Origin of the sequence: Marinomonas sp. CT5, from assembly GCF_018336975.1 — a bacterium.
Taxonomy (GTDB): domain Bacteria; phylum Pseudomonadota; class Gammaproteobacteria; order Pseudomonadales; family Marinomonadaceae; genus Marinomonas.
This window is the reverse complement of sequence record NZ_CP025572.1, coordinates 4,498,162-4,523,434: the sequence shown is the minus strand read 5'-3', so window position 1 is coordinate 4,523,434 and position 25,273 is coordinate 4,498,162. Positions and strand designations below refer to the sequence as shown.

Genomic DNA, 25,273 nt, shown 5'->3' with positions numbered 1-25,273 from the left:
ACCTTTTTTACAGTAAAGGCTCAATCGCGCTGTTGTTAGTCATAGTTATTTGACGTATTACCAGCTGCCTGTGTTTTCATTGGCATCAAGAAAAAGCTCACTTTCTTTTTTCTTTGAGTCGTCTGCTGGTGTTGTTGGAAGTTGGGTTGGTACCGTTTCTTTTACAGTTGCTTCTGCTTCTGCTTCTGCTTCTGCTTCTGCTTCAGCCTTTTCTAGTTCGTCCGTTGCAGTAGGCTTAGGCGTTGGCCGTGCTTTGGCCTTGTCAAACTCATCATTGAAACCAAGAACTTGTGGACGATATATGCGGAAAGCTCGCATCAGCTCGCCTTTAGCATTAAATAAACGGAACTCAGAGAAAAGCTCATCGTAATCCGCATTCACATAATCTTGGCGTGCTTGGAACAGCTCATTTTCACTATCTAAAACATCTAAAAGGGTGCGACGACCTAGACGAAATTGTTTTTCGTAAGCAACTTGCGACTCTTTGGTTGCAATAACATATTGACGGATATGCTCTTTCTGGCCTGTGGTTGCCTGAAAGGCTGCCCATGCTAAGCGAACGGTAAGTTCAGTATCACGAATGGTGTTGCGCTGAATTTCAGTTGCTTGGGTATTTTGTTGGACAGCTACCTCTTTTTTGTTTTTATGTGAACCGCCGCTATAAAGGTTGTAATTTAAGCGAATCATGGCTAATAAATCTTCGCTAGGTCCTTTTGTACCGTCTAAATTATTGTTCCATGTCCGCTCTAAAACGAAGTTGATTGTTGGGTAATTGTCTGCGTCGGCTATTTTTTGAGTGCTTTCTGTCGCTGCAACGTCCCAACGAGATCCTTCGATCGCTGGATTTTTCTTTAATGATTCTGCGATGGCAGAATCAAGGTCTTGAGGGAGTAAGGCTCTATCTGGTACCGGGTAAATAAGGTCTTTTGGTGGTAACTCACCAACGATGTTTTTGTAGTTGCTTTCAGCATCTTGTAGGTTGTTGACGGCGGCGAAATAATTTGCATGAGCTTTGGCAAGACGGGCGGTGATTTGGCTTAAGTCAGACTGTCTACCAATTCCAGTGTCGCTTTTTAGTTTGATTTGTCCATATATGCGTTCATGTGTGTCTAAGTTCATTTGAGCTAAATGAACGAGTTCACGGTAGCGTAAAATATTGGCGTATACTTGTGCGACCTCAAGAGCAGTGTTCTCTACAGATATTAAAGCCCCCCAACGATCCGCTTCTGCTTCACTATTTAAACGTTCAATATCATTTTTTGTTGAAAAACCATTGAATAGAGGTTGGTTAAGCGAAAGTGTCAGTTCTCGACGTGTAAGATCAACATTATCTGGGTTGGTGTTGTCCCCATAGGTTGTTTCATGCCCAATTCCTGCGGAAAGGTTAGCGCTAGGGTAATAACCAGTGCGAAGAGCAATATCGGCACTTTCTTTGGACTCACGATATTTAGCAATAGCTTGTCTAACTTTTGGACTATTTTCTATGGCCGTATACGTGGCCTCTTCTAGCGTAATTGCGTGCGCTACTGAAGGTAGAAACGTTGTCCCTACATAAACTATGCAAGTTAAAGCTATTCGATAAAACATATAATCATTTGTCCTTTAAAGATTCTGATTAAATGATAAGACCATTTAGAATCGGAAGATGTAACAATTCTGTGAGTACATGCAACTTGTAGAGATTTGCTAAATATCTCCCCAAATTGCATTTATAACACTAAGAGCAACAATCGGAGCGGTTTCTGTTCTTAAGACTCTTGGTCCTAAAGTAATGGCACTAAATCCTGAATTTTCAGACAGTTGCACTTCTTTTTCACTTAATCCGCCTTCTGGCCCAATTAATAAAGCAACCTGATTGTTGGATGGCTTTTCATACTGGCGAATAGGCTTTGCACTGTGATGATGCAAAGTAAGTTTTAACATTTCTTTACAATTGGCAACCCATTCATTTAATTCCATCGGTGGATAGACAACTGGAACGACTCCACGACCACATTGTTCTGCTGCGCTAATGGCGACCTGTTGCCAGTGTTGGAGACGCTTTTCTGCTCGGTTATCTTGCAGTTTGACTTCACAGCGCTCGCTAAAAAGGGGCTGGATTGCAAAGACGCCAGCTTCAACCGATTTCTGGATGGCGTAATCCATTCGTTCGCCACGGGACAAGGTTTGTCCGATTGTCACTTGAATAGGTGATTCATTATCTAACGCTTCGAAATGGGTTATGTGAATATTCGCTGAGCGCTTTTCAACATCACACAGTGTGGCATTAAATTGACCGGCTGTACCATTAAAGTCTTGGCCATTAAACACACGAATAGGGTGGTCTGATTTCAAACGCAAAACTTTACATAGGTGCTGAAAAGCAGAATCCGGTAATGTAATTGTCGTATTCTCATTGAGTTCGGTATCGATAAAAATTCGTGGAATACGCATTTTTTGCAGTGTTTCCTATGGTTGGGTGTGTATAGAAATAAAAAAGCCTTTTTCAACCGTGAAATAATACGGTTAAAAAAGGCTTTATAGCGGAAAATTAGAAAATTATAAACCAGCTGCTTTACGCAATGCGTCGGCTTTGTCCGTTTTTTCCCATGTGAAGTTGTCGCCTTCACGACCAAAGTGGCCATAAGCCGCTGTTGGTAAGTAGATTGGACGCTTTAGGTCTAGCATCTGAATCAAGCCTGCTGGACGCAATTCAAAATGCTCACGAACCAATTGAGAAATGATGGCATCGCTCACTTTGCCAGTACCAAACGTATTGATACTAATTGATGTTGGCTCAGCAACACCGATGGCATAGGAAATTTGAATTTCACACTTGTCAGCAAGACCCGCCGCTACGATATTCTTCGCTACATAACGACCAGCATAAGCTGCTGAACGGTCAACTTTGGATGGGTCTTTACCAGAGAACGCGCCACCACCATGGCGAGCCATGCCGCCGTAGGTATCAACAATGATTTTACGTCCTGTCAGACCGCAATCGCCGACTGGGCCACCAATGATGAACTGACCTGTTGGGTTGATGAAGTATTTGGTTTCTTTTGATAGCCACTCAGCAGGAAGAACGGGTTTGATGATCTCTTCCATGACAGCTTCACGAAGGTCGGCTTGTTTAACGGATGCGCTGTGTTGTGTAGAAAGAACAACCGCGTCAATAGCGCATGGTTTGCCGTTTTCGTCATAACGGAAAGTCACTTGGCTTTTTGCATCTGGGCGAAGGAAGTCTAGCGTACCGTTTTTGCGTACTTCCGCCTGGCGTTGAACCAAACGATGCGCGTAAGTGATGGGGGCAGGCATTAATACGTCAGTTTCGTTCGTCGCAAAGCCAAACATTAAGCCTTGGTCACCAGCGCCTAACTCTTTTTCATTGGCTTCATCCACACCAACGGCAATATCAGCAGATTGTTTACCAATCGCATTCATGACGGCGCAAGATTCCCAATCGAACCCCATGTCTGAGCTGTTGTAGCCAATGTCGCGGATTACACCACGGGCGATTTCTTCAATGTCGACCCAAGCGTTAGTTCGTACTTCACCTGCCACTAATACCATGCCGGTTTTGACTAGGGTTTCGCAGGCAACACGCGCTTCAGAGTCCTCGGCCAAAATGGCATCAAGGATGGCATCGGAAACTTGGTCGGCGATTTTATCTGGATGGCCTTCAGAAACGGATTCCGAAGTAAATAAAGAATATTCTGACATGTTTAGTGCCTCTATCAAAAATGATGGATAAGCGCTAAATAGGTATAAAAAAACCCGCTTAGCAATGTTTATATTTCAAAAACGCTAAACAGGTGATACTGCTTCTGTTTAGCTGAATTTATATAGCGTCCGCAAGCCGAAACAAATCGACGCTGTAGTGGGGAGAATAATGGACTAGAGCTGTTTAAATATCAACCCGATCTGTGGATTTTAATGACGCAAAGGACGTTTTTTTTGTTACGATGGGGCTGATTTAAGTATTTTCATTTTCTTTGCCCAATGTTTGGGCGTCACGGTGGTGCCAGCATTGCAAGGTGGCTCTATCCTGTAGAGAATGTTCCTTCTATTTTGTTCGTTAAAGCTATCAGGAGTGGAATAACCATGCCGTCTCGTAAACAACTTGCTAACGCCATACGTGCATTGAGTATGGATGCAGTACAAAAAGCTAACTCAGGTCACCCAGGTGCACCAATGGGGATGGCGGATATTGCTGAAGTACTATGGAATGATTTCCTAAAGCACAACCCAAATAATTCTAAATGGGTTGATCGCGACCGCTTTGTGTTATCTAACGGCCATGGCTCTATGTTGATTTACTCTCTGTTGCATTTGTCTGGGTATAATTTACCAATCGAAGAGTTAAAACAATTTCGTCAGCTTCACTCTAAGACGCCTGGTCACCCAGAATATGGTTATACCGATGGTGTAGAAACCACAACGGGTCCATTGGGCGCAGGTATCAGTAATGCAGTAGGTATGGCTATTGCTGAGAAAACCCTAGCCGCTCAGTTTAACCGTGAAGGCCACGCGATTGTTGATCACAACACTTACTGTTTCCTTGGTGATGGTTGTTTGATGGAAGGTATTTCTCATGAAGCGGCATCATTAGCGGGTACGCTAGGCTTAGGTAAATTGGTTGCTTTCTGGGATGACAACGGCATTTCTATTGATGGCCATGTTGAAGGTTGGTTTACTGACAATACGCCACAACGTTTTGAAGCGTATGGTTGGCATGTCATTGCCGATGTAGATGGACACGATCCAGAAGCCATTAAAGCGGCTATCGAAGCGGCAAAAGCAGAAACAACTAAGCCAACACTAATTTGCTGTAAAACCATTATCGGTTTTGGTTCGCCAAATAAATCGGGTAGTCATGATTGTCACGGTGCACCGCTTGGTGATGCTGAGATTGCAGCGGCTCGTGAATTCCTAGGTTGGCCTTACGCACCATTTGAAGTGCCTGCCGATGTGTATTCTGGTTGGGATGCCAAAGAAGCCGGCGCCGCACGTGAAGCTCAGTGGGAAGCTCAGTTCGAAGCCTATAAAGCGGCTTATCCAGAGCTGGCTGCAGAGTTTGAACGCCGTGTTATTAAGGGCGAATTGCCTGCAGATTTCGAGGCGAAAACCCAAGCTTTCATTCAAGAGTGCCAAGACAAAGGTGAGAGCATTGCAAGCCGTAAAGCGTCTCAAAATGCCATTGGTTTCTTCGGCGCTATGTTGCCTGAACTACTAGGTGGCTCTGCTGACCTTGCTGGCTCAAACCTAACGCTTTGGTCTGGTTCAAAAGGTATCCAAGAAGATCCTGCGGGTAACTATATTTATTACGGCGTTCGTGAGTTTGGTATGAGTGGCATTATGAATGGTGCTTCTTTGCATGGTGGTTTTATTAACTACGGTGCGACTTTCATGATGTTTATGGAGTATGCGCGTAATGCGGTTCGTATGTCCGCTTTGATGGGCATTCAAAACGTTTTTGTTTACACCCATGACTCTATTGGTCAAGGTGAAGACGGTCCAACTCACCAGCCTGTTGAGCAATTGGCTAACTTGCGAATGACACCAAATATGTCTGTGTGGCGTCCATGTGATGCGGCAGAAACTGCAGTAGCTTGGAAAGCGGGTATTGAACGCCGCGAAGGCCCAACGTCATTGGTTTTCTCTCGCCAAGGTTTGCCAGCTCAAGCTCGTAGCGCAGAGCAATTGGCCAATGTTGCGAAAGGCGCTTATATCCTTAAGGACTGTGCCGGTACGCCAGATCTTATCTTGATTGCGACTGGCTCTGAAGTGGGTCTAGCAATGGAGTCTGCTGACGCACTAACGGCGAAAGGTAAGAACGTTCGTGTTGTGTCTATGCCATCGACTAACGTGTTTGATGCACAAGATGCGGCTTACAAAGAATCTGTCTTGCCAAGCAGTGTGACTAAGCGTGTTGCAATCGAAGCGGCTCACACAGATTACTGGTACAAGTACGTTGGTTTTGAAGGCGCTATGGTGGGTATGACGACGTTTGGTGAGTCGGCTCCTGGTGGCGATCTGATGAAACACTTTGGCTTTACGGTAGATAATGTGGTTGCAACGGCTGAGAAAATCTTAGCTGCGTAACCTCGTTGCTTGAAAAAAAGAGGTGTGCATTTGTACGCCTCTTTTCCTTTTATTAAGGCGGAGAGTGATGCTTTTCGGGTCACTTTCTTTGCGATGAAGTAGTAGGAATATGTTGCGAGTCGCTATCAATGGTTATGGCCGTATCGGACGTTCGGTATTACGAGCGCTCTATGAGAATGGCTACCGCGACCACATTCAAGTGGTTGCTATCAATGAATTGTCTGATATTGAGACAATCAGTTATCTAACACGCTATGACACAACTCATGGCCGCTTTCCTCAACCTGTTTCGACTCAAGATAATGCATTGCTTATTGGCGATGATGCTATTTTGTGTTTCTCCTGTGATACGCCTGAAAAATTGGACTGGTCTGCTCTTGAATTAGATATGGTGTTTGAATGTTCTGGCAGTTTTTCAGGTAGAGAAGGAGCAGAAGACTACCTGAGTGCGGGCGTACCACGAATGTTACTTTCTCAGCCTGCGGCGGCGGATGTCGACGCGACCATTGTGTATGGTTTTAATCATCAAGACATTCAAGCGGGTCACAACATTGTCTCGGCGGCCTCTTGTACTACCAACTGTTTGATTCCTGTATTAGACGTGATTAAGCAGTTTTCTGGAGTGGTTCATGGTATGACTCAAACGATTCACTCCGCTATGAATGATCAGCCTGTTATTGATGGTTATCATACGAAAGACTTGCGTCTTACTCGGGCTGCATTGAGCTCAATTATTCCGGTTGATACTGGTTTGGCGAGAGGGATCACCCGAATGATGCCAGAGTTGGAAGGCAAGATGGGGTGTAACGCTGTTCGAGTGCCGACCTTGAATGTCTCTGTTATTGATTTAGTATTGCGAACAGAGCAGGACGTAACGGTTGAGCAGATTAATGCGCAGTTAGAACAAGCGGCTAACTCGAAATACGCAGGATTGATGGGATTTACTAAAGAAGCGCATGCTTCGGTGGATTTTAATCATGACCCACGCTCAGTGATTATTGATAGTACGCAAACTCAAGTAATTGACCAGCGTATGGTGAAATTACTGTGTTGGTTTGATAATGAATGGGGCTACGCTAACCGCATGTTGGACGTGGCTAAGTATTGGGCTGGTGTGATCAAATCATCATAAATGCATTGATTCCCCCAGAACGTTAATTGACGAGGACATCGTACATGACCGTAATTAATATGAAAGATGTGGATCTAGCGAATAAGCGCGTGTTAATTCGTGAAGACCTAAACGTACCAGTAAAAGACGGCAAAGTGACGAGCGATGCACGTATTCGTGCCGCTTTGCCAACGATTAAATTGGCACTTGAGGCGGGCGCAAAAGTCATGGTGATGTCTCACCTTGGTCGTCCAACGGAAGGTCAGTACGAAGAAGAATATTCACTCCAACCTGTTGCGACACATCTTGCTGGTTTGTTGGGTCAAGATGTCCCTCTTGCTAAAAATTGGTTAGATGGCGTTGAGGTTGAATCAGGTCAGCTTGTGTTGGTTGAGAACGTCCGTTTCAATCCAGGCGAGAAAAAAGACGATGAAGCTTTGTCAAAGAAAATGGCAGCCTTGTGTGACGTGTTCGTAATGGATGCGTTTGGTACGGCTCATCGTGCCCAAGCTTCTACTCATGGCGTTGCGAAATTCGCTCCCATTGCCTGTTCAGGTCCATTGTTATCTGCAGAGCTTGAAGCGTTAGAAAGAGCGTTGGCTAAACCAGCTCGCCCAATGGCCGCTATTGTTGGTGGTTCAAAAGTATCGACTAAGCTGACAGTGTTGGAGTCTTTGTCTGACAAGGTAGATCAGCTGATTGTTGGTGGCGGTATTGCGAATACTTTCCTTGCTGCGGCTGGGTTTCCTGTGGGTAAATCTTTGTATGAGGAAGATTTGATTCCTCAGGCAAAAGCCTTGATGGAAAAAACCAGTATTCCATTGCCTGAAGATGTGGTTGTTGCGACAGCATTTGCTCCTGACGCGGTGGCAACAGTAAAAAATGCGGCCGATGTTGGCCCTGACGATATGATTTTGGATATTGGACCTAAAGCGGCCGCTGCGTTTTCCGCTTTGCTTGAAGAGTCTCAGACGATTATTTGGAATGGCCCTGTTGGTGTGTTCGAATTTGATCAGTTCGGCGGTGGAACGAAAGCGTTAGCGATGGCCATTGCGAACAGTAAAGGCTTTTCAATTGCTGGCGGTGGTGACACATTAGCGGCGGTTGATAAATATGACATTGCCGAGCAAGTTTCCTATATTTCGACTGGTGGTGGAGCGTTTTTGGAGTTTGTTGAAGGAAAAGTGCTGCCAGCGGTTGCGATGTTAGAAACACGCGCGCAAAATTAGTATAAAAGGGTGGCAAAGATCGCCCGAAAGAATTTTATAATTACTAAAAAGGTGAAAAGCCTGCTTTGTTAGCATTGCTAGAGGTTCAATGAGAGTTGAATGAAGTGATGTCGATAAAAATAAAACTAGAGAGTGACCTGCTCGGTGTCAGCCGAGCATGACTATAACGATAAGGCGTAAGCCACATGGGCGGCCGATTAAGCCGAGCCATGATTACAAAATTATAGAGTTAACTAACACCATAACTCTGTTCGTTATAAACAGACTATAAGACAAATTGTCAGAGGAAATTTTTATGCCTTTAATTAGTATGCGTCAACTGCTCGATCATGCAGCAGAACACAGCTATGGTTTGCCCGCTTTTAATGTGAATAACATGGAGCAAGTGAAAGCCATTATGGAAGCGGCTCACGAAGTGAATTCTCCTGTTATCATGCAGGCTTCTGCTGGTGCTCGTAAATACGCTGGTTCTCACTTCCTACGTCACCTGATTGCTGCGGCAATTGAAGACTACCCACATATTCCAGTGGTTATGCATCAGGATCACGGTACGTCACCAGCGATCTGTCAGCGTTCTATTCAACTTGGTTTCTCATCAGTAATGATGGATGGCTCTTTGATGGCGGACGGTAAAACGCCTGCAAGCTACGATTATAACGTTGATGTTACTCGTCGTACTGTTGAGTTTGCGCATGCATGTGGCGTATCTGTAGAAGGTGAGTTGGGTGTATTGGGCTCTCTAGAAACGGGTCAAGCGGGCGAAGAAGATGGCGTTGGCGCTGAAGGGACTCTTTCTCATGATCAGATGTTGACAGACCCTCAAGAAGCGGTAGATTTTGTTAACGCTACTGGTATTGACGCTTTGGCTGTGGCAATTGGTACTAGTCATGGTGCATACAAGTTTACTCGTCCACCGACTGGCGACATTCTTGATATTGAACGTATTGCAAAAATCGTAGACCTGTTACCAAACACACACATTGTGTTGCATGGTTCGTCTTCTGTGCCTCAAGATTGGTTATCTATCATCAATGAGTTTGGTGGCGAGATTCCAGAGACTTATGGTGTCCCAGTTGAAGAGATTGTTAAGGCGATTCGTTACGGCGTTCGTAAGGTTAACATCGATACAGATTTGCGTTTGGCGGCAACGGGGGCGATTCGCCGTAGTCTTGCTGAGCACAAGGGTAACTTTGACCCTCGTAAATACTTAACCGAAAGCATCAAAGCGATGAAAGCGGTATGTATTGACCGCTATGAAGCTTTTGGTTGTGCTGGTCAAGCTTCTCGTATTCATACTATGGATCTGGAAGAAATGGCTGTTCGCTACGAGCGTGGTGAATATGCTGGTGGTCGAGTTTTCTAATCAACGATTGACAAGAAATTTCACGTGATACAAATGGTGAGCGGCAAGGTGAAGGAAAATAATTTTAAGTTTTTAATAAAAAAGCAAAAAAACTATTGACCGGAAAAATCAATTGCCTATAATGCTCGCCATTCCTTGCGGGAGTGGTGGAATTGGTAGACACGCTGGATTTAGGTTCCAGTGCTTCACGGCGTGAGAGTTCGAGTCTCTCCTTCCGCACCAAATTTAAAAAAGCTGACTTTATGTCGGCTTTTTTTATGCCTAAAATTTATTAGAATGTCTTAAGCGTCTCTATTGATGCTTATTAGAGACATTTTTGTATCCGTTACTACTTTCTTGTTTGCGTTATCACTAAAGTTCGTTAATTTAGTTAGAATATTTGCTTTCTATTAGATGGAATTGAATGTGGTAATGCGAAGACTGAGCTCTTTTGTTGTATGGATTATCATCGGGTGTGTTTTCTCATTAGCTCATGGTGCGAACCTGACTCTTGATTTGATGGACAGCCACGAATTTTATCAATTAATTCCGAGGCAAGGTCCTTTAGCAGAACAGTTCACCACCGTTGTAAATTCCCCCCCCAGCCCGATTCGTACCTCCCAGAAAAGAGCCGCTCGTATTGCGCTAATCTTGTTCGGTGACACGAATTCAATCGAAAATCAGTCATTACTTATTGCTTTTCGAAAACGTATGAGAGAGTTAGCCATTGATTATCGCTTAGATACTTATGTGTTGCCCTCGGATCAAAGCAGTGATCTTTCCTCTTATTTTAAGTTGGCTGATACGCAGCCAGACTATATCGTGATGACCCGGTTAGGCTTTGTTCAGCGTCGTTTTGCCGAGCGATTTTTGAAATCAGGTAAGTCTAAAATTATTCTATATGATTTTGCGACCCCCTTTGTTCATTGGATGAATCATCCACCTCTAATGTATATTGGTTTTGATCAGCAAAAGGCAACGAAAATGCTCGCGAGTTATCTAGAGCGTCAGTTACCTACCGATGCAAAGATTTCGGCACTGGTTTTACCGACAAGCTATCTTGGTCATTTACGTTGCGATTTGTTTTTAGATGAGATGATTAAATATAAGCATCATGTGAAACAGGTAAAAGTTGTTGCAGATGACACTGTTCGTGCGTTTGAAGCGACAAGAGCGCTTTTAAAAGACAATCCACCAGATTTTATTTTTAGCTGCTCGCAAAACATTTCGAATGGTGTTGTCGCTGCAATTCAAGATCAAGGTAACCTAAATTCAAATACACAAACCAATTCGTGGGAGCTGTCTTCGCACGGTATTAAGGGTTTTGAAAATCGCATCGTAAAAGCTGGCATACTGTTTATGAGGGATGATCTTGCCATTGCTGTGGCTGAAGCAATTAAATTGGATCTTGAAGGAAAGAATATGCCTAATCTTTATGTTGCAAATTCAACGCTTATATCTGCTGAATTAGATTCAGAGAGTTTACGTTTAATGCAGCATCAAGCTTATCATTACTCGGTGGAATTATGGCAGAAGTAGGTATTAGTTTAGAGAAGCGACTTCACCAAAGAATATTGCTGCTAATTACTGTAGCCTTTTTTGTTATTGTTTTCGCTATTCTGTATTTTGTTGAAACCCAAAATCAGACGTCCTCAGAAGAAAATTTAGCGTTAAAACACCAAGTGGTTGAGCAGGCGTTCAATAGCTATCTCATCCGAGCAGAAGGAGAAATGCAGTTTATTGCGCAGGATCTGGCGTTGAGTAATTATGCTTCAGGTCGAGAACTTGATTTGCTTTTTAGTCATCATGATGTGTTGTTTTTTGGTGGGTTGGATTTCTTTTACATTGAGTGGAAGAGTGGTAAGCATTCGATGGACCCGAGGGCAAGGTTATTTACTAAGGTTAACTTCGAAACAGTGCTGCAAGAGGGGTTGATAAATAGATGGTCATCCATTGTGACTGATGATGGTTCTATGTTGTTAATGTATAAAAAACCACTTATTTCATCAGAACAAGACAATATCGGTTTTTTGTATGGCTTTATTTCTCTCAATGATAATTTAACGTTAGCCAATGAGTTACTAGAAAGTGCGCAGGTGAGCGCGGTTCGAGTTTATGATAATGAACATAAAAAGGTGTTGTTGGAGGAGCATAAATTAGGTGTGGATTTATCTGGAGAGACATTATATTCACATCTGCCATTGGTGTCCCCAGTACAGGCTGATTTACAGCTCGATATCACTCAAATACATAATCTTTCATCCGCCTTATTTACCAAGGCTCTTCCTCTTATTGTGGCCGTTTTCCTTGTTTTGTTGTGCTTGTATTTTGTTCTATTACGACGAATAAAAATATGGCTTTTTCAGCCTCTTGAGTCGATTGTTTATCAGCATCAAGATACGTTGTTGCCTTATGCCGAATTGCGCTCTATTCAAATGCAAAGTAACCAATATAAATCATTGATAAAAGCAAAAGAGCAGAGGTTTGAACTTCTTACTGAGTCTGTACATAGCGCTCTTATTTTTTGTAATGAAGTGGCTGAAGTGGAATTAATCAATGCGGAAGCCAAACGCATTTTTACTGATGCAGATAAAGCTCGGACACTATTCGATTTTTTACCTATTTCCTGTCATCAACCTATTCAAGATGCTCTGAAAGGGGCTATCGGTGTGACTTTCGAATTAACCATTAATCATCTTGGACGAATATATCGATGGCAAGCTTATTCATTTGAAAATGAAAGTGCTTATCGAGGGTTGTTACTCGTTGGCCGAAATGTTACCGAGGAAACGAGTTTAATTTGGCAACTTGAGCAGTTAGAGCCTCTGTCCTCAGCAGCACAAAAGAAAGTTGATGCCGAAGCAATAATAAACGAGTTGAGCTATTTGTCTGAGTTGCCTGGTTATATAGAGGCTAGGCCCTTTCAAGGTTGGTTGTCTTTGCTAGTGTCTGTATTGAATGACATTAGTGACGAAGAAAGTAATGTTGAATATTTGCGAATAGGAGAGGTCTTCTGCCAAGAAAGCGCCAGAGTGATCGCTGATATTGGGGTTGAGGCGAATAAGGCAATATTAGATTGTTCTGTTGAAACGGGTTCTAGAGTGGTCGCGGTAGATAACAACGTTAGAAGTCTGATGCGCGTTATCTTCATGATGGTTATGTCTAATGACATGGAAGAGAGAAGGCTGACGATTCGATTTAACGGTGCTGAGCTTGAAATAATTGCAATGAATGACATGATTTTTAGGCCATTGTTTTATTGGATGGTGGGTAGGCTTGTTAATCAGCTTGGTGGTCAGCAAAAAACCCTACAAAATAATGCCTTACAGTTAAATATAATGATGCGAGAGGGTGAAAGCGAACTCGTAAATAAATCTTTGTCAAATAAAGTAGTGGCTTGGGTCGCTAATGATTATTCAAATGCTAGTGCTATAACAATGTCGTTAATGCGATTAGGGGTGCATGTTGAGGAGTATATTTCAACCGACAGTTTTTTTACTCAATTTAGTGCAGTAATGAAATTTGACGTTGTATTGATTGGTTGTGATAAAGACTTTGAAGTACAGACTGATATGACTCGTGCGCTTAAGCTCAAATACAATCGAGATGACCTTCCTATTGTTTGGCTCAATAGTATCTTACCGGCTAATGTTGAGCCGCATGTCTTTACTATGCAGGGATGTTCCTCGGACTACAGTTTATATAAAGTGTTATCAAAAGCTTGTGAGCTAGAAGGTATTGTACCTATTCACTCGAACGAGCAGAACTTGTCTTGGGTTATAGTGGGCGGCAGCCGAATTAGTAAAGCCATTTGGTACACCGAGTTAGAGCAATATGACATTGCGACGCAGTGGTTAGCTGATTTAGAGAATTATGATGTGGTGTTGTCGTATCATCCTGACGCCATAATCGTTTTACTTGACGTTCAACCTGAATGTCTTTTGCGAACAATTCAGTTAGCTTTTCCTGATGTGAGGTTCTTTTCGGTACTAAACTGGCCTGAAATGCCGGATAATGTGGCGTTTTTCGAGATGACGCTGCCTTATTCAGGTGATCAAATACGGCTATTCAAGCAAGAAGTGATGCAGCAAGACATAAATCTTAGGAGTAAAGAATGAGTGTAATCGGATTAATTGGAGCCATGGATGAAGAAGTTGCCGTTATTAAAGGCTGGATGACCGATGTTCGAGAGCAGACTATCGCAGGGTGTGATTTTTTTATAGGACATTTTGAAGGTAAAGATGTGGTTCTGTTGAAATCCGGCATTGGTAAAGTGAATGCGGCTGTCTCAACGACTTTGTTGCTGTCTGAGTTTAAACCTGAGTATGTCATTAATATTGGCTCGGCTGGTGGGTTTGATCCAGATTTACGAGTTGGTGATGTGGTGATTTCCGATCAAGTGGTTCACCATGATGTTGATGTTACAGCGTTTGGTTATGTGATGGGGCAAGTGCCCAATATGCCAGCGACTTATGCGGCCGATGAGAATTTAATTAGGCAAGCAAAGGCTGCGTTTCAGGCAGTGACTGATGTTCAGGCGAAAGTGGGCTTGATTGGTACAGGTGACAGCTTTATGAGTGATCCAACGCGAGTGGACTCAGTGCGAGCCACTTTTCCAGAGTTGGTTGCTGTTGAAATGGAAGCTGCGGCCGTTGCGCAAGTGTGTTTTAAATTTGGGACACCGTTTGTTGTGGTTCGCTCTTTATCTGATATTGCAGGTAAAGAATCGCCTCAGAGCTTTGAAGAATATTTGAAAGTGGCGGCTGAGAATTCATCTAGAATGATTCAGCAAATGCTAAAAGGCCTTTAACTGATGATGTCAAATAAGGGGCAAAAGGCCGTAACTTTTTTGATAGCTTGTTGGCCCTTATTTGCATTTTCTGAAGCGAGCGTGGTTGATACGCCTCCTGAGTCTACTAAGCACGAGAAGCCTGAAACACCTTGGTGGTTGGATTCACATGAAAGCCTTTCGAAGACAATTGGTGATTGGTCTAAAAGCATTGATTCCTTTTTATCGGGAAAGAAAAGTCAAAGTGAACAACGCTCTGATAGTTACTTAAAGATTCGATTCGGTTCGGTGTTGAGCGAAGAAGAAAGTAAGCGCTCAGGTTTTTTTGAATTTCAGGCTAAATTAAAGCTTCCCAACACGCAAGATAGATTGCGTTTGATTATTGAATCAGAGCGAGACTCTTTGGCACCGGAAAGTTTAAAAGGAGAATCTGCCCAGCAAAATAGTGTGGTGAATTCGGCTTTAAAATCCAATGTTTCGGCCGCAGTTCGTTATATTAAAGAAGACATAGGGTTAGATGTTGATACAGGTATACGAGTCGACTTCCCGCTAGACCCTTTTATACGTCTACGTCTGAAGCAAGGACAAGTTCAAGATCGTTTTGAATGGTGGCAGAGGCAAGAAGCGTTCGCCTATTATTCGAAAGGGATTGGAGCGAGATATGGTGTTGGGCTCGGTTATGTTATTTCACCTAAGTTAAATTTTTCATCTGATTTTGGCGTGACTTGGCTTGATAAGGAGGGCATGTTTTATGCTCGAGAAAACTTTGCTTTTCAGCATCAGGTCAATGATAAAAATCGTTTAGGGTATCAATTGAGCTTTCTTCAGTCTGGAGAGCATTCTTTTGAACCAGATAGCTTCTTATATAATGTTCAATATGAACGTCTGCTTTATAAGGATTGGCTGGTTGGCCAAGTTAAACCTCAGTTTACTCATGAAGCGGATAATGATTATGATGGCACATTTTCGCTGACTCTGTCTTTGGCTATCTTGCTTGGGCCGCAATACCTCCATTAATAGATATAGATAATATTACTGTTTATTGACGAGTGATTAGATTTGTTTTCAGGGAACTCGTATAATGCCGCGCTCTATCAGCATCTATCGTTTTCAAGAGAACCCGTTATGAGACCGGATCAAATCCAACCAGAAATGTATGAAAAGCAGCTGCAAGAAAAACAAGCTGAATTAGCCAAATTAATGGCGACTTTGTCATTGCCTGAGATGGAAGTCTTTGCGAGTAAGCCGTCTCATTATCGAATGAGGGCTGAGTTTCGAATTTGGCACGAAGGTGATGATTTGTATTATGCCATGTTTGATTCTGCCGATCCTCGAACCCCGATTCGTACCGATCAATTTTTAGCCGCATCGAGCCTTATTAACGAATTGATGCCCAAACTTCTTGATGCCGTGCGCGATGTGCCAGTCTTGCGCTATAAGCTTTTTCAAGTGGATTTTCTGACGACAACCACGGGTGAAGCCTTGATAAGTCTGCTTTACCATAAGCCGATCGATGCAGAGTGGAACGCGGCCGCTCAGCAGTTAAATGATGCGTTTCCTGCCTGCCATTTTATTGGTCGTAGCCGTAAGAAAAAGCAAATTATCACCCGTGATTTTGTGATGGAAACGCTCAATGTAAATGGACAGAAATTTCATTATCAGCAAGTCGAAAACAGCTTCACCCAACCTAATGCTGTAATCAGTGAAAAAATGCTGGAATGGGCTCTGGATGTGACGAAAGAGTCATCCGGTGACTTACTCGAAATGTATTGTGGGAATGGTAACTTTTCTATTCCCTTAGCTCGTCGTTTTGATCGTGTGGTAGCGACTGAGATATCTAAAGTGTCGGTTAATTCAGCACAACTCAATATTGCTATTAACGGCATGCATAATGTGCAAGTAGTGAAAATGGCCAGTGAAGATGTATCGGCTGCGTTGAATGGTGATGTGGAGTTGCCTAAGAGCTTGATTCAGGCTGGTGTGAGTGAGCTTACGCCTTCTGTTGTATTAGTGGATCCACCTCGTGCAGGTCTGGATGATGCAACGGTTGAACTGATTCGTAAGATCGATTCTATTCTTTATATTTCCTGCAATCCTGAAACACTCAAAGCAAATCTAGAATCGTTATCGAGTACCCATGAAGTAGTGCGATACGCAATGTTTGATCAGTTCCCTTATACGCATCATGTGGAAACGGGTGTTTTTTTGAAGCGTAAAGTAAATTAATAAAAGCGCAATGAGTTATAGACTTTGCTTTTTAGATGATTGAAACAAAAAATTAGTATGAGTTTTGCTCACTATCATAATGAAAGACATTCTTATATCTTGAATACGACACAGAATGTTCTGTGGTAACATATACGCACACTTTTTCCCCCACCATCAAAGAGAAGTCGAACGAGCCATGAGTAATAACTCACTAGACAAAGACAAAATTAAAATCTTGTTATTAGAAGGCGTTCATCAATCTGCATTGGACGCGTTGTATGAAGCAGGTTATACCAACATTGAATATCATAAAACGGCACTTGCTGAAGATGAGCTGATCGAGAAAATTTCGGAAGCGCATTTTATTGGTATTCGATCTCGTACCCAATTAACAGCGAAAGTGCTAGAGCATGCTAGTAAACTGGTTTCGATTGGTTGTTTCTGTATTGGTACAAATCAGGTAGATCTTGATGCGGCAAGTGAGAAGGGTATTGTTGTATTCAACGCGCCATACTCAAACACTCGCAGTGTTGCCGAGCTCGTGCTTGGCCAATTAATTCTATTGCTTCGAGGCATTCCTCAGAAAAATGCAGCCTGTCATCGTGGCGGCTGGATCAAATCTGCTGCGGGGTCTTTTGAGACTCGTGGTAAACGTCTGGGTATTATTGGTTACGGTAGTATCGGCACACAGTTAAGTGTATTAGCTGAATCTTTAGGGATGGAAGTATGTTTTTATGACATTGTTACTAAGTTGCCACTTGGTAATGCACGTCAAATAAAGAGCTTGAAAGAATTGCTGTCTACCAGTGATATTATCAGTTTGCACGTACCTGAAACGTCTTCTACTAAGATGATGATCGGTGCGAAAGAAGTGTCTCAAATGAAGAAAGGTTCTATCTTCATTAATGCTTCTCGCGGAACGGTTGCGGACCTTGATGCGGTGGCGGAAGCCATTAAATCTGGCGACTTGGGCGGTGCCGCAGTTGATGTATTCCCAGTTGAGCCGAAAAGCAACAGCGAAGAATTTGTTTCACCACTACGTGGCTTAGACAATGTCATTCTCACGCCTCATATTGGCGGTAGTACAATGGAAGCTCAGGAAAACATCGGTGTTGAAGTGGCTGAGAAGCTGATTAAATACTCTGATGTTGGTACCACAACAGCGGCGGTTAACTTCCCTGAAGTGGCGTTGCCTGCTCAAGCGGATAACCACCGTATTCTTCACATTCATGAGAACCGTCCTGGTGTACTTTCTAAGATCAACGCGATCTTCTCTGAAAATAACATCAACATTACAGGTCAGTACCTGCGTACAACCGAGAAACTTGGTTATATGGTAATGGACGTGGATGCGGAAGAGGGTGAACTGGCCCTTGAGAAAGTAAAAGAAGTAGAAGGCACTATTAAAGCTCGAGTTTTATTTTAAGCTTTTACTTCAGTGCATCTTGCTAAAAAATCCAGCTACGGCTGGATTTTTTGTTTCTATGTGTTCTCAATGCTAAGGCAGGCAGACATTAGGCATTAACTAATACCTAATGTGGTTGTGATGTCTTGAATTTTCTGTTTGATGTTGTTTGTCAGGCCTGCCATAAACTCTTCTGATTCATTGGCCTGCTCTCTTATTTTCATCACAGCATTGTTAAGTTTACTCATACTGATTTTTTGTTCTGCCGCATAGCCCGTTGCTTTTTTGGCTAAATGACTAGACTGCTTAGATTTTTCAAGAATATCTTGAGCCGATTGACCAAGCGCGTGAGTCAGGTCTATTTGTTCAATCGAAGCTGTCTCAATGAGATTGATATTCTGGTTGAGCTTATCGGTAGCAGATGTCAGCTGTGAGAAGATCTTAGTAATCTCTTCTAAAGACTGTTGAGTGCTGGTTGATAGCGACCTTACTTCTGAAGCGACCACGGCAAACCCTCGGCCATGCTCACCAGCTCGAGCCGCTTCAATCGCCGCATTAAGTGCAAGTAAATTCGTTTGTTCAGAGATATCTCGAATCCCGCCAACAATAGATGATGCGCTAGAGACAGATGAGCTCAAGTTGGTTAAGGCTTTTTTACTGCTATTGAGCCTTTCAACGGTCGTTTGATTGGCAACCGCCAAGGAGGCTGCCTGCTGAACGCTATGAGTCATCTCGGTATTCGTATCTGCGGCATAACTGGCTACTTCTTTTGCTCTGACTTCTGCTTTGCTAGCCAGAGTTTCTACGTGGTTGGACATATTAAGTGTATCGTCCAGGCCCTGTAACGACGCTGAACTTAGCTCATGCACTTGTCCAAAAGCATTGAGCATGTCGTTGAGTGATATTGAGATGTTATTTAGTTCCGTATCTCGTTGCTGACGTTGTACCGCAATTTGCTCTAAGTAACGATTTAAATAGTGAGCCACGTCTGACAGCTCATTTTTATTTTTACCGACTTTAAGTGTGTTGATGTTTTGGTGTTCAACGAGTTCTTTTACCGCTGTATATAAATCGCGGGCACTTTTTACCACGACTCTATTTTGAAAAATATGAACAGAAACCGTGGTTAATATCATCAAAATAACAAAAATCGAAAATGCCATTAGTGTTTGTTCTTGTGTGGCTTGAGCGCTTTTTTGGATGTCTTTAGTGCCTGCTTTCAAAATCTCTTCAAGTTGGTTTATCTGTGAGCGAATTTTTTTCTGGGCTTTGAGTGCTTGTTGAATATTTACCAGACTAGAGTCTACGTCTTTTAGGTAGCGGCTTGACCAAGTGCGTAGCTCGCTCTTAGTTTCTTCTAGAGGATCCACGGTATCTACTTCGTCTTCGGTGTCGCTTGCCCAGCCCATTAAAGACGATAAATCATCTGCAGAACTCGTGCTTTCTTCTTCGTTTAAGTCGAGTAGTGGAAGTTGCTCAAAATCAGCGATATGAGTTCGAAATATATCAATGGCGCTGATTAGTCGTTGTTTATTCTCTGTCGTGTTGTTCGCTAAGTAGTTGTCTTTGGCATCGCTTATATGGGCAAGGTCGGCATACAATGAGGCTTTGCTTGCCAAGTAAATAGCGGTGGATTGTAGGTCGTGATTCTCTTGAAAGAGCGTAATTTTATCAGCCAGAGTGTCTAGCGATAGTAAGGTTTGCCTTTCATTATTTTCGATTAAGGCATAAGGGTTGCCTGACAATTTACCCGCTGCTCTGACATCGGTTTGAAGGCTCTTTTCTATTTCAGTTAATTGTCTATTGATTGGATTTTTTATGGCCTCTGGTAGAGGCTGAAGTTCTGGTCGAATGGTGTTTTCAATAAATTCTTGCGAGGACTGCAAGGCTGATGCCTCGCCAGACAATAAGTAGCCTTCAATTATTTGCTTCAAGTCGATAGCGGAATGTTCCCAAACTTGTGTGTAAGAGTCACTTTGCTCAAAAGCATTGCGGAATTTCATCAAGCTCCAAAGAAGCAGAGCCACTAACATAGCGGCAATAATGAAATAACTTACGGTGGTGGTGCGCGTCACATGGGAAATTTTCAATTCAGAGCCTGCTTTAATCTACAAAAATCGATGAATGCGACTACCTTAATATGAGTATGTGACAAAAATATGACTGAACTTATGTGGGCTATATGGAACAGGAGGTTCATATGAAAGTACAAGTTGACCAAAAACGACATCATTTTGGCTTTTCACGCCAATAACCTAGAGAAATCTATTTAAACGGAAAAAAAGTCTTCCATGGTCACTTTTTCGTCATTATTTTGTATTAAATTAAAACGGATGTTAAACGATCATTTAATAAAAATGAGTCTTGGTTGTTAAGCCGCTTTTTCCCATGAAATTGCAATTAATCTTATGATATACAAAGGAGCTCAAGAATGACCCTTTCCCGTCGCCAATTCGTGAAAGGCGCCTCTATTGCAGGTGCTGTCGCCGCTACACCGTTTTCTATTAATAAAGCTATTGCCGCAAACAAAGAGCTGCGTATTTATGCGTGGGCTGGTTACATTACCGATGAAATGCTAGCCGACTTCAAAGCCAAAACGGGCATTAATGCTACCTTCACTCCATATGGCACAAACGATGAGTTGATGAACTCTCTTCGCGCCACCGATGGAACGGGTTTTGACATCATTATGCCAACAGTAGATCGAGTGCCAGGCTATGTTGATTATGACTTGATACAGCCGCTTGATGTGAAGCGCATCAACTGGGATGGTTGTTTAGAAAGTGCTTTGGCTGGATCTGATGTGGGTGGGATTGTTAAAGGTAAGCGCTATTTTGCTCCCTCGGATTGGGGGACAGAAGCGATTGCTTATAACAAGGATTATGCAAAAACCAGCAAAGAGCTTAGCTACGGTGATCTTTGGTTGCCTGAAAACTCTGGCGGAGTAACCGTGCGCGGTCATTCAGCACTTGTTGGTATTGGTTTATGGTTAGAAAAATCCGGGAAATTGCCTTATCCATTGCTCGATTCCTATAAGACCGAAAAAGCCATGCGTGCGAATTTCGATGTCATTTTGAAAACGGCTGTTGAATACAAAGGGGCGATTGCGCAGTTTTGGTCGACTGAAAATGAAGCGCAAGGTGCTTTTCGTACCAATGGCGCGATTATTGGGCAAACTTGGGACAGCACTGCCTTTAAACTGCAATCCGAAGGGGAGCCTATTGCCTATGGCGCGCCAAAAGAAGGTGCTTTGGCTTGGATGGAAGGCTTTGTCATTCCGAAGAATGCGAATAATGTGGATTCGGTATATGAATTCATTAATTGGTATTACACCCCAGAAGCGGGCGCCATGTTTGTAAAATCCACGGGCTATAACTCCACTTCAAAAGGTGCTGATGCCTTATTGCCAGCCGAAACGAAGAAATTTTTCCAAGAATCCTACAGTAAGCAAGACCTTGCTAATCTTTGGTGGTGGCCAATTCAAGAACCATGGTATGTCGCTTTACGTAACGAATACCAAGATCGTTACTTGTCTGCATAAGCCTCGAAAGCCCCTTGAGATACTGTTCTCGAGGGGCTTTTTTGTATCGAGAAAAAATAACCAGTGAGAGAAATATGGATAGCAGTGTTCATCTAGACAATACCATCATGCAATTTGGTGATTTCACCGCCATACAAGAAACTGACTTAACGATCAAATCAGGCGAATTCTTTAGTTTTTTAGGGCCTTCTGGCTGTGGCAAAACCACGATATTGAATATGATCAGTGGTTTTATCGATCCAACCCAAGGAGATGTTAAAATTGGTGGGAAAAGCATGCGTGGTGTGCCTGCTAACAAACGTCCCACCTCGATGATTTTTCAAAACCTCGCATTGTTTCCCCTCATGACGGTTACCGAAAATATTGAGTTTGGCTTAGAGGTCCGCGGAGTTTCGAAAAGTGAGCGTAAAAAAGCATCGGATCGTTTGCTTGAGCTGGTGGCATTGGAAGGAAGTGGAAGCAAAAAAGTGTCTGAATTGTCTGGTGGCCAAAAGCAACGGATTGCCATTGCTCGTGCCTTAGCGGTTGAACCACAGGTTTTGCTATTAGATGAACCGTTATCTGCGTTGGATTTAAAATTACGCCAACATATGCGTACCGAGTTAAAGGCCATCCAGCGTAAAACGGGTATTACCTTTATCTACATCACACACGACCAAGGTGAAGCGTTGACCATGTCAGATCGAGTGGCAGTGATGTCGGCGGGCCGTATTCAACAGGTTGCAGACCCGATTACCTTATATAAAGACCCGCAGACAGCGTTTGTTGCTTCGTTTGTTGGTGAAAATAATGGTGTGACAGGGAAGGTGGTCGAAGCCAATGCGGACAGTGTGGTTGTAGATTGTGGGCCGCTTGGTAAGTTAGTTGGGCGTTCGCAAGGTGATATTTCCGTTGGCCGTGAGGCAACCCTCTTTATTCGTCCTGAACATTTTAGGCTGCAAGCAGAGCATGGCATGCATACTTTGCAAGCGACGATTGATGAAGTGAATTTTGAAGGGGCGTATTTGACACTCAATGCGAACACGTCTGCGAATCAGCCCTTGTCGATTCAACTTGCTACACATCAATATTCTGAATCGTTAGTAAAAGGCGCACCTGTTAGCCTTTCTTATAATGAACAGGATGCCATTGTGATTGCTGGGGGTGGCCATGTTTAGTCAACTGAAGTCGCGCTTTGGTAGCGGTTTGGCGGTTGGCATTATTGGCATGATCGCGATTTGGTTAATTGGCTTGGTGATTCTACCGCAGTTGTTAATGGTGGATTATTCATTTCGACCAAATTTGTTGCCAGCGGACATTGGCGGTCCAAAAGATACCTACTCTTTGGTCAATTACGAAACCTTATTCAATAATAAAATCCACTTGGCAATTTTCTTTAAGACGATTTGGTCAAGTGTGTTGGTTACCTCATTAACCCTGATAGTCAGTTACCCGATCGCCTTCTATTTGGCTAAAGTAGCAACACCGCAAAAAGCCGCTTTGTGCTTATTATTGCTTATTATCCCTTTCTGGATTAATGAAATTCTACGCACCTTTTCTTGGTACATCATTCTTGCCTATAAAGGGCCGCTTAATGCCTTATTATTAGGGCTTGGCTTAATTGATCGTCCTATTCGATTTTTGTCAGGGGATGGTGGTGTACTGATTGGTATGGTGTACGCCTATATCTTGTTTATGATCTTTCCTATTTATAACGCCATTGAAAGTTTAGATACCAACCAGATCAAAGCCGCGCGTAATCTAGGGGCGGGGTGGATCAGAACGCATTGGCGAGTGATCATCCCTCATGCTAAGCCGGGTATTGCAACGGGCTGCATTATGACTTTCATGTTGGCTGCAGGGAGTTATGCTGTTCCGGCGTTATTAGGATCGCCAGGCAGTCGTTGGTTTACACAGATTATTTACAACTGGTTCTTTGAAGGTGGAGACTGGAACCAAGGCGCCGCATATGCCTTCTTGCTACTAATTATCTGTATTGGTTTTATCGCTTTGGTGATGCGTGTCTTTAAGGTCGGTTTGGGAGATATTGCGAAATGAAATCTGAATCGATTATGCGCTTTGCTGTACGCTTCTATATTGGTGTGTTTTTCATCTATCTATTTACGCCGCTTATTATTATGGGGTTGGCCACCTTCAATGACAGTCGTTTTCCTACCGTATCTCCTTGGAAGGGAGCAACACTGAAATGGTTTGAAGCGTTGGCGCAAGACGGAGCCATGTGGACTGCTTTATGGACGAGTGTTCTGGTGGCGGCCGGAGTGCTGGTAGTCGCTGTCCCGATCGGTGTTTGTTGTGCCTTGTTTTTATCTACCGTTCAGGGCAAAGGAAAAACCTTTATTTATTCGTTGATGATGTCGCCATTGTTAACCCCTGGAGTAATAGTGGGAATATCAACATTGATATTTTGGAAGGGGTTATCGGTCAGTGGAGGTGTATTTTTGACTGTCGTTGCCCAAACAACTTTTATTGCCGCTTATGTCATGCTGATGGTATTGGCACGTTTACAGCGTTTTGATCGGACATTAGAAAATGCGGCGTTGAGCTTGGGGGCGACACAGTGGCAAGCATTTCGACGGATTTTGCTGCCTTATCTAAAACCGGCAATATTATCCGCAGCCGTTATTGCTTTCTTGCAGTCGTTCGAAAACTACAATACAACGCTTTTTGTAAAAGGATATGACACAACATTAACTGTTTATATCGCCTCGAAGGTAAGAACAGGGCTAACGCCAGCGGTAAATGCCCTAGGATTAGTGATGATCTCGATTACTATCTTGTTGGCTATTGTTTATGAAGTGAAACGTCGCCGTGAACTTGCGAACAACACTTCATCAAATTGATGCTTTAATAGAAAGAAAAAGGCCATTATCTGTACAGATAATGGCCTTTTTTTTAGATTTTGATCACTATGCAAACAACTTTTTTAGGTAAAGCAAATAAATGTGACAAAATGATAAAAAACCTCAAAAAAGGGTTGCACAAAATCTGTAGATCCTTAATATACGCCCTCGCTGACACGGACAAGGCTTCAGAGCAACGAAGACCAAGTTCAACTAACTAGAGATCTAGTTAGCCATTCAAGTTAGCACGCTCTTTAAAATAGATAATCAGATAATTTGTGTGGGCGCTCGCTGGAGGCTTCAGAAGATCCTTTTTAGGATCAAAAAAATTGAAGTCTTAAATGAGTGAACACGTCAATTCGCTTTGCTTTCTTCGGTCTTAGGGCTGGAGGAATAAGTAAAAGTCAGACGAGAACATGAGTTTGAGCAAACTTTTTAACTGAAGAGTTTGATCATGGCTCAGATTGAACGCTGGCGGCAGGCTTAACACATGCAAGTCGAGCGGTAACATTTCTAGCTTGCTAGAAGATGACGAGCGGCGGACGGGTGAGTAACGCGTAGGAATCTGCCTAGTAGAGGGGGACAACATGTGGAAACGCATGCTAATACCGCATACGCCCTTAGGGGGAAAGGAGGGGATCTTCGGACCTTCCGCTATTAGATGAGCCTGCGTAAGATTAGCTAGTTGGTGGGGTAAAGGCTCACCAAGGCGACGATCTTTAAC

The 25,273-nt window shown here is 43.1% G+C and carries 18 protein-coding genes, 1 tRNA gene, 1 riboswitch and 1 other annotated feature; of the genes, 15 read left to right on the top strand and 4 right to left on the bottom strand.

Annotated features, from left to right (window positions below; all coding sequences use genetic code 11):
* Window positions 1–57: 57 nt before the first annotated feature.
* The 3 genes from C0J08_RS21530 to metK all read right to left on the bottom strand — a co-directional run bounded on the left by C0J08_RS21530 (window position 58) and on the right by metK (window position 3,702).
* A complete protein-coding gene (locus tag C0J08_RS21530) occupies window positions 58–1,587 on the bottom strand; it encodes a TolC family outer membrane protein (protein WP_212653897.1) in 1,530 nt (509 codons plus the stop codon).
* Between the two features lie 99 nt (window positions 1,588–1,686).
* A complete protein-coding gene (locus C0J08_RS21525; protein ID WP_212653896.1) occupies window positions 1,687–2,433 on the bottom strand; it encodes a 16S rRNA (uracil(1498)-N(3))-methyltransferase in 747 nt (248 codons plus the stop codon).
* Window positions 2,434–2,538: 105 nt separating this feature from the next.
* On the bottom strand, window positions 2,539–3,702 hold the full coding sequence (gene metK / locus C0J08_RS21520) for a methionine adenosyltransferase (protein WP_212653895.1): 1,164 nt from the start codon (window positions 3,700–3,702) through the stop codon (window positions 2,539–2,541).
* A gap of 87 nt (window positions 3,703–3,789) precedes the next feature.
* Window positions 3,790–3,865, bottom strand: a riboswitch (SAM riboswitch).
* 218 nt (window positions 3,866–4,083) lie between these two features.
* On the opposite strand from metK, the gene tkt reads away from it, so the two are divergent.
* From tkt to serA, 11 genes are all read left to right on the top strand, one after another.
* A complete protein-coding gene (gene tkt, locus C0J08_RS21515) occupies window positions 4,084–6,084 on the top strand; it encodes a transketolase (protein ID WP_212653894.1) in 2,001 nt (666 codons plus the stop codon).
* Between the two features lie 109 nt (window positions 6,085–6,193).
* Entirely contained in the window at window positions 6,194–7,216 is a 1,023-nt protein-coding gene (locus C0J08_RS21510; RefSeq protein WP_212653893.1) for a type I glyceraldehyde-3-phosphate dehydrogenase, read from the top strand.
* 44 nt (window positions 7,217–7,260) lie between these two features.
* Window positions 7,261–8,424: a phosphoglycerate kinase gene (locus C0J08_RS21505; RefSeq protein ID WP_212653892.1), complete on the top strand. Its 1,164-nt coding sequence runs from the start codon at window positions 7,261–7,263 to the stop codon at window positions 8,422–8,424.
* 295 nt (window positions 8,425–8,719) lie between these two features.
* Window positions 8,720–9,787 (top strand): class II fructose-bisphosphate aldolase, encoded by a 1,068-nt coding sequence (gene fba, locus C0J08_RS21500; protein WP_212653891.1) that lies wholly within the window; start codon window positions 8,720–8,722, stop codon window positions 9,785–9,787.
* 137 nt (window positions 9,788–9,924) lie between these two features.
* A tRNA-Leu gene (locus tag C0J08_RS21495) sits at window positions 9,925–10,009 on the top strand.
* Window positions 10,010–10,198: 189 nt separating this feature from the next.
* Window positions 10,199–11,305 carry a substrate-binding domain-containing protein gene (locus tag C0J08_RS21490; protein WP_212653890.1) on the top strand — a complete coding sequence of 369 codons (1,107 nt, stop codon included), beginning with the start codon at window positions 10,199–10,201 and terminating at the stop codon, window positions 11,303–11,305.
* Window positions 11,293–13,884, top strand: coding sequence for a LuxQ periplasmic sensor domain-containing protein (locus C0J08_RS21485; protein ID WP_212653889.1), 2,592 nt, complete (start codon window positions 11,293–11,295; stop codon window positions 13,882–13,884). Before C0J08_RS21490 ends, C0J08_RS21485 begins: the two co-directional genes overlap by 13 nt.
* The gene (gene mtnN, locus C0J08_RS21480) at window positions 13,881–14,576 is read left to right on the top strand and encodes a 5'-methylthioadenosine/S-adenosylhomocysteine nucleosidase (protein WP_212653888.1); all 696 of its coding nucleotides are present in this window, start codon (window positions 13,881–13,883) and stop codon (window positions 14,574–14,576) included. Before C0J08_RS21485 ends, mtnN begins: the two co-directional genes overlap by 4 nt.
* 3 nt (window positions 14,577–14,579) lie before the next feature.
* Entirely contained in the window at window positions 14,580–15,572 is a 993-nt protein-coding gene (locus C0J08_RS21475) for a hypothetical protein (protein WP_212653887.1), read from the top strand.
* Between the two features lie 108 nt (window positions 15,573–15,680).
* A complete protein-coding gene (trmA, locus tag C0J08_RS21470) occupies window positions 15,681–16,781 on the top strand; it encodes a tRNA (uridine(54)-C5)-methyltransferase TrmA (RefSeq protein ID WP_212653886.1) in 1,101 nt (366 codons plus the stop codon).
* A gap of 178 nt (window positions 16,782–16,959) precedes the next feature.
* Complete coding sequence (gene serA, locus C0J08_RS21465; protein WP_212653885.1) at window positions 16,960–18,189, top strand: phosphoglycerate dehydrogenase; 1,230 nt, start codon at window positions 16,960–16,962, stop codon at window positions 18,187–18,189.
* A 95-nt stretch (window positions 18,190–18,284) separates the two neighbouring features.
* Here the strand turns inward: serA and C0J08_RS21460 are convergent, their stop codons facing one another.
* Window positions 18,285–20,258, bottom strand: a complete 1,974-nt coding sequence (locus C0J08_RS21460; protein ID WP_283247135.1) for a methyl-accepting chemotaxis protein — start codon at window positions 20,256–20,258, stop codon at window positions 18,285–18,287.
* A gap of 341 nt (window positions 20,259–20,599) precedes the next feature.
* On the opposite strand from C0J08_RS21460, the gene C0J08_RS21455 reads away from it, so the two are divergent.
* From C0J08_RS21455 to C0J08_RS21440, 4 genes are all read left to right on the top strand, one after another.
* Window positions 20,600–21,709: an extracellular solute-binding protein gene (locus C0J08_RS21455; protein ID WP_212653884.1), complete on the top strand. Its 1,110-nt coding sequence runs from the start codon at window positions 20,600–20,602 to the stop codon at window positions 21,707–21,709.
* Window positions 21,710–21,783: 74 nt separating this feature from the next.
* The gene (locus C0J08_RS21450; RefSeq protein WP_212653883.1) at window positions 21,784–22,866 is read left to right on the top strand and encodes an ABC transporter ATP-binding protein; all 1,083 of its coding nucleotides are present in this window, start codon (window positions 21,784–21,786) and stop codon (window positions 22,864–22,866) included.
* Window positions 22,859–23,746: an ABC transporter permease gene (locus C0J08_RS21445; protein WP_212653882.1), complete on the top strand. Its 888-nt coding sequence runs from the start codon at window positions 22,859–22,861 to the stop codon at window positions 23,744–23,746. The genes C0J08_RS21450 and C0J08_RS21445 overlap by 8 nt, the downstream gene beginning before the upstream one ends.
* On the top strand, window positions 23,743–24,549 hold the full coding sequence (locus C0J08_RS21440) for an ABC transporter permease (protein WP_212653881.1): 807 nt from the start codon (window positions 23,743–23,745) through the stop codon (window positions 24,547–24,549). Before C0J08_RS21445 ends, C0J08_RS21440 begins: the two co-directional genes overlap by 4 nt.
* A 548-nt stretch (window positions 24,550–25,097) precedes the next feature.
* Window positions 25,098–25,273, top strand: a sequence feature (16S ribosomal RNA rRNA prediction is too short).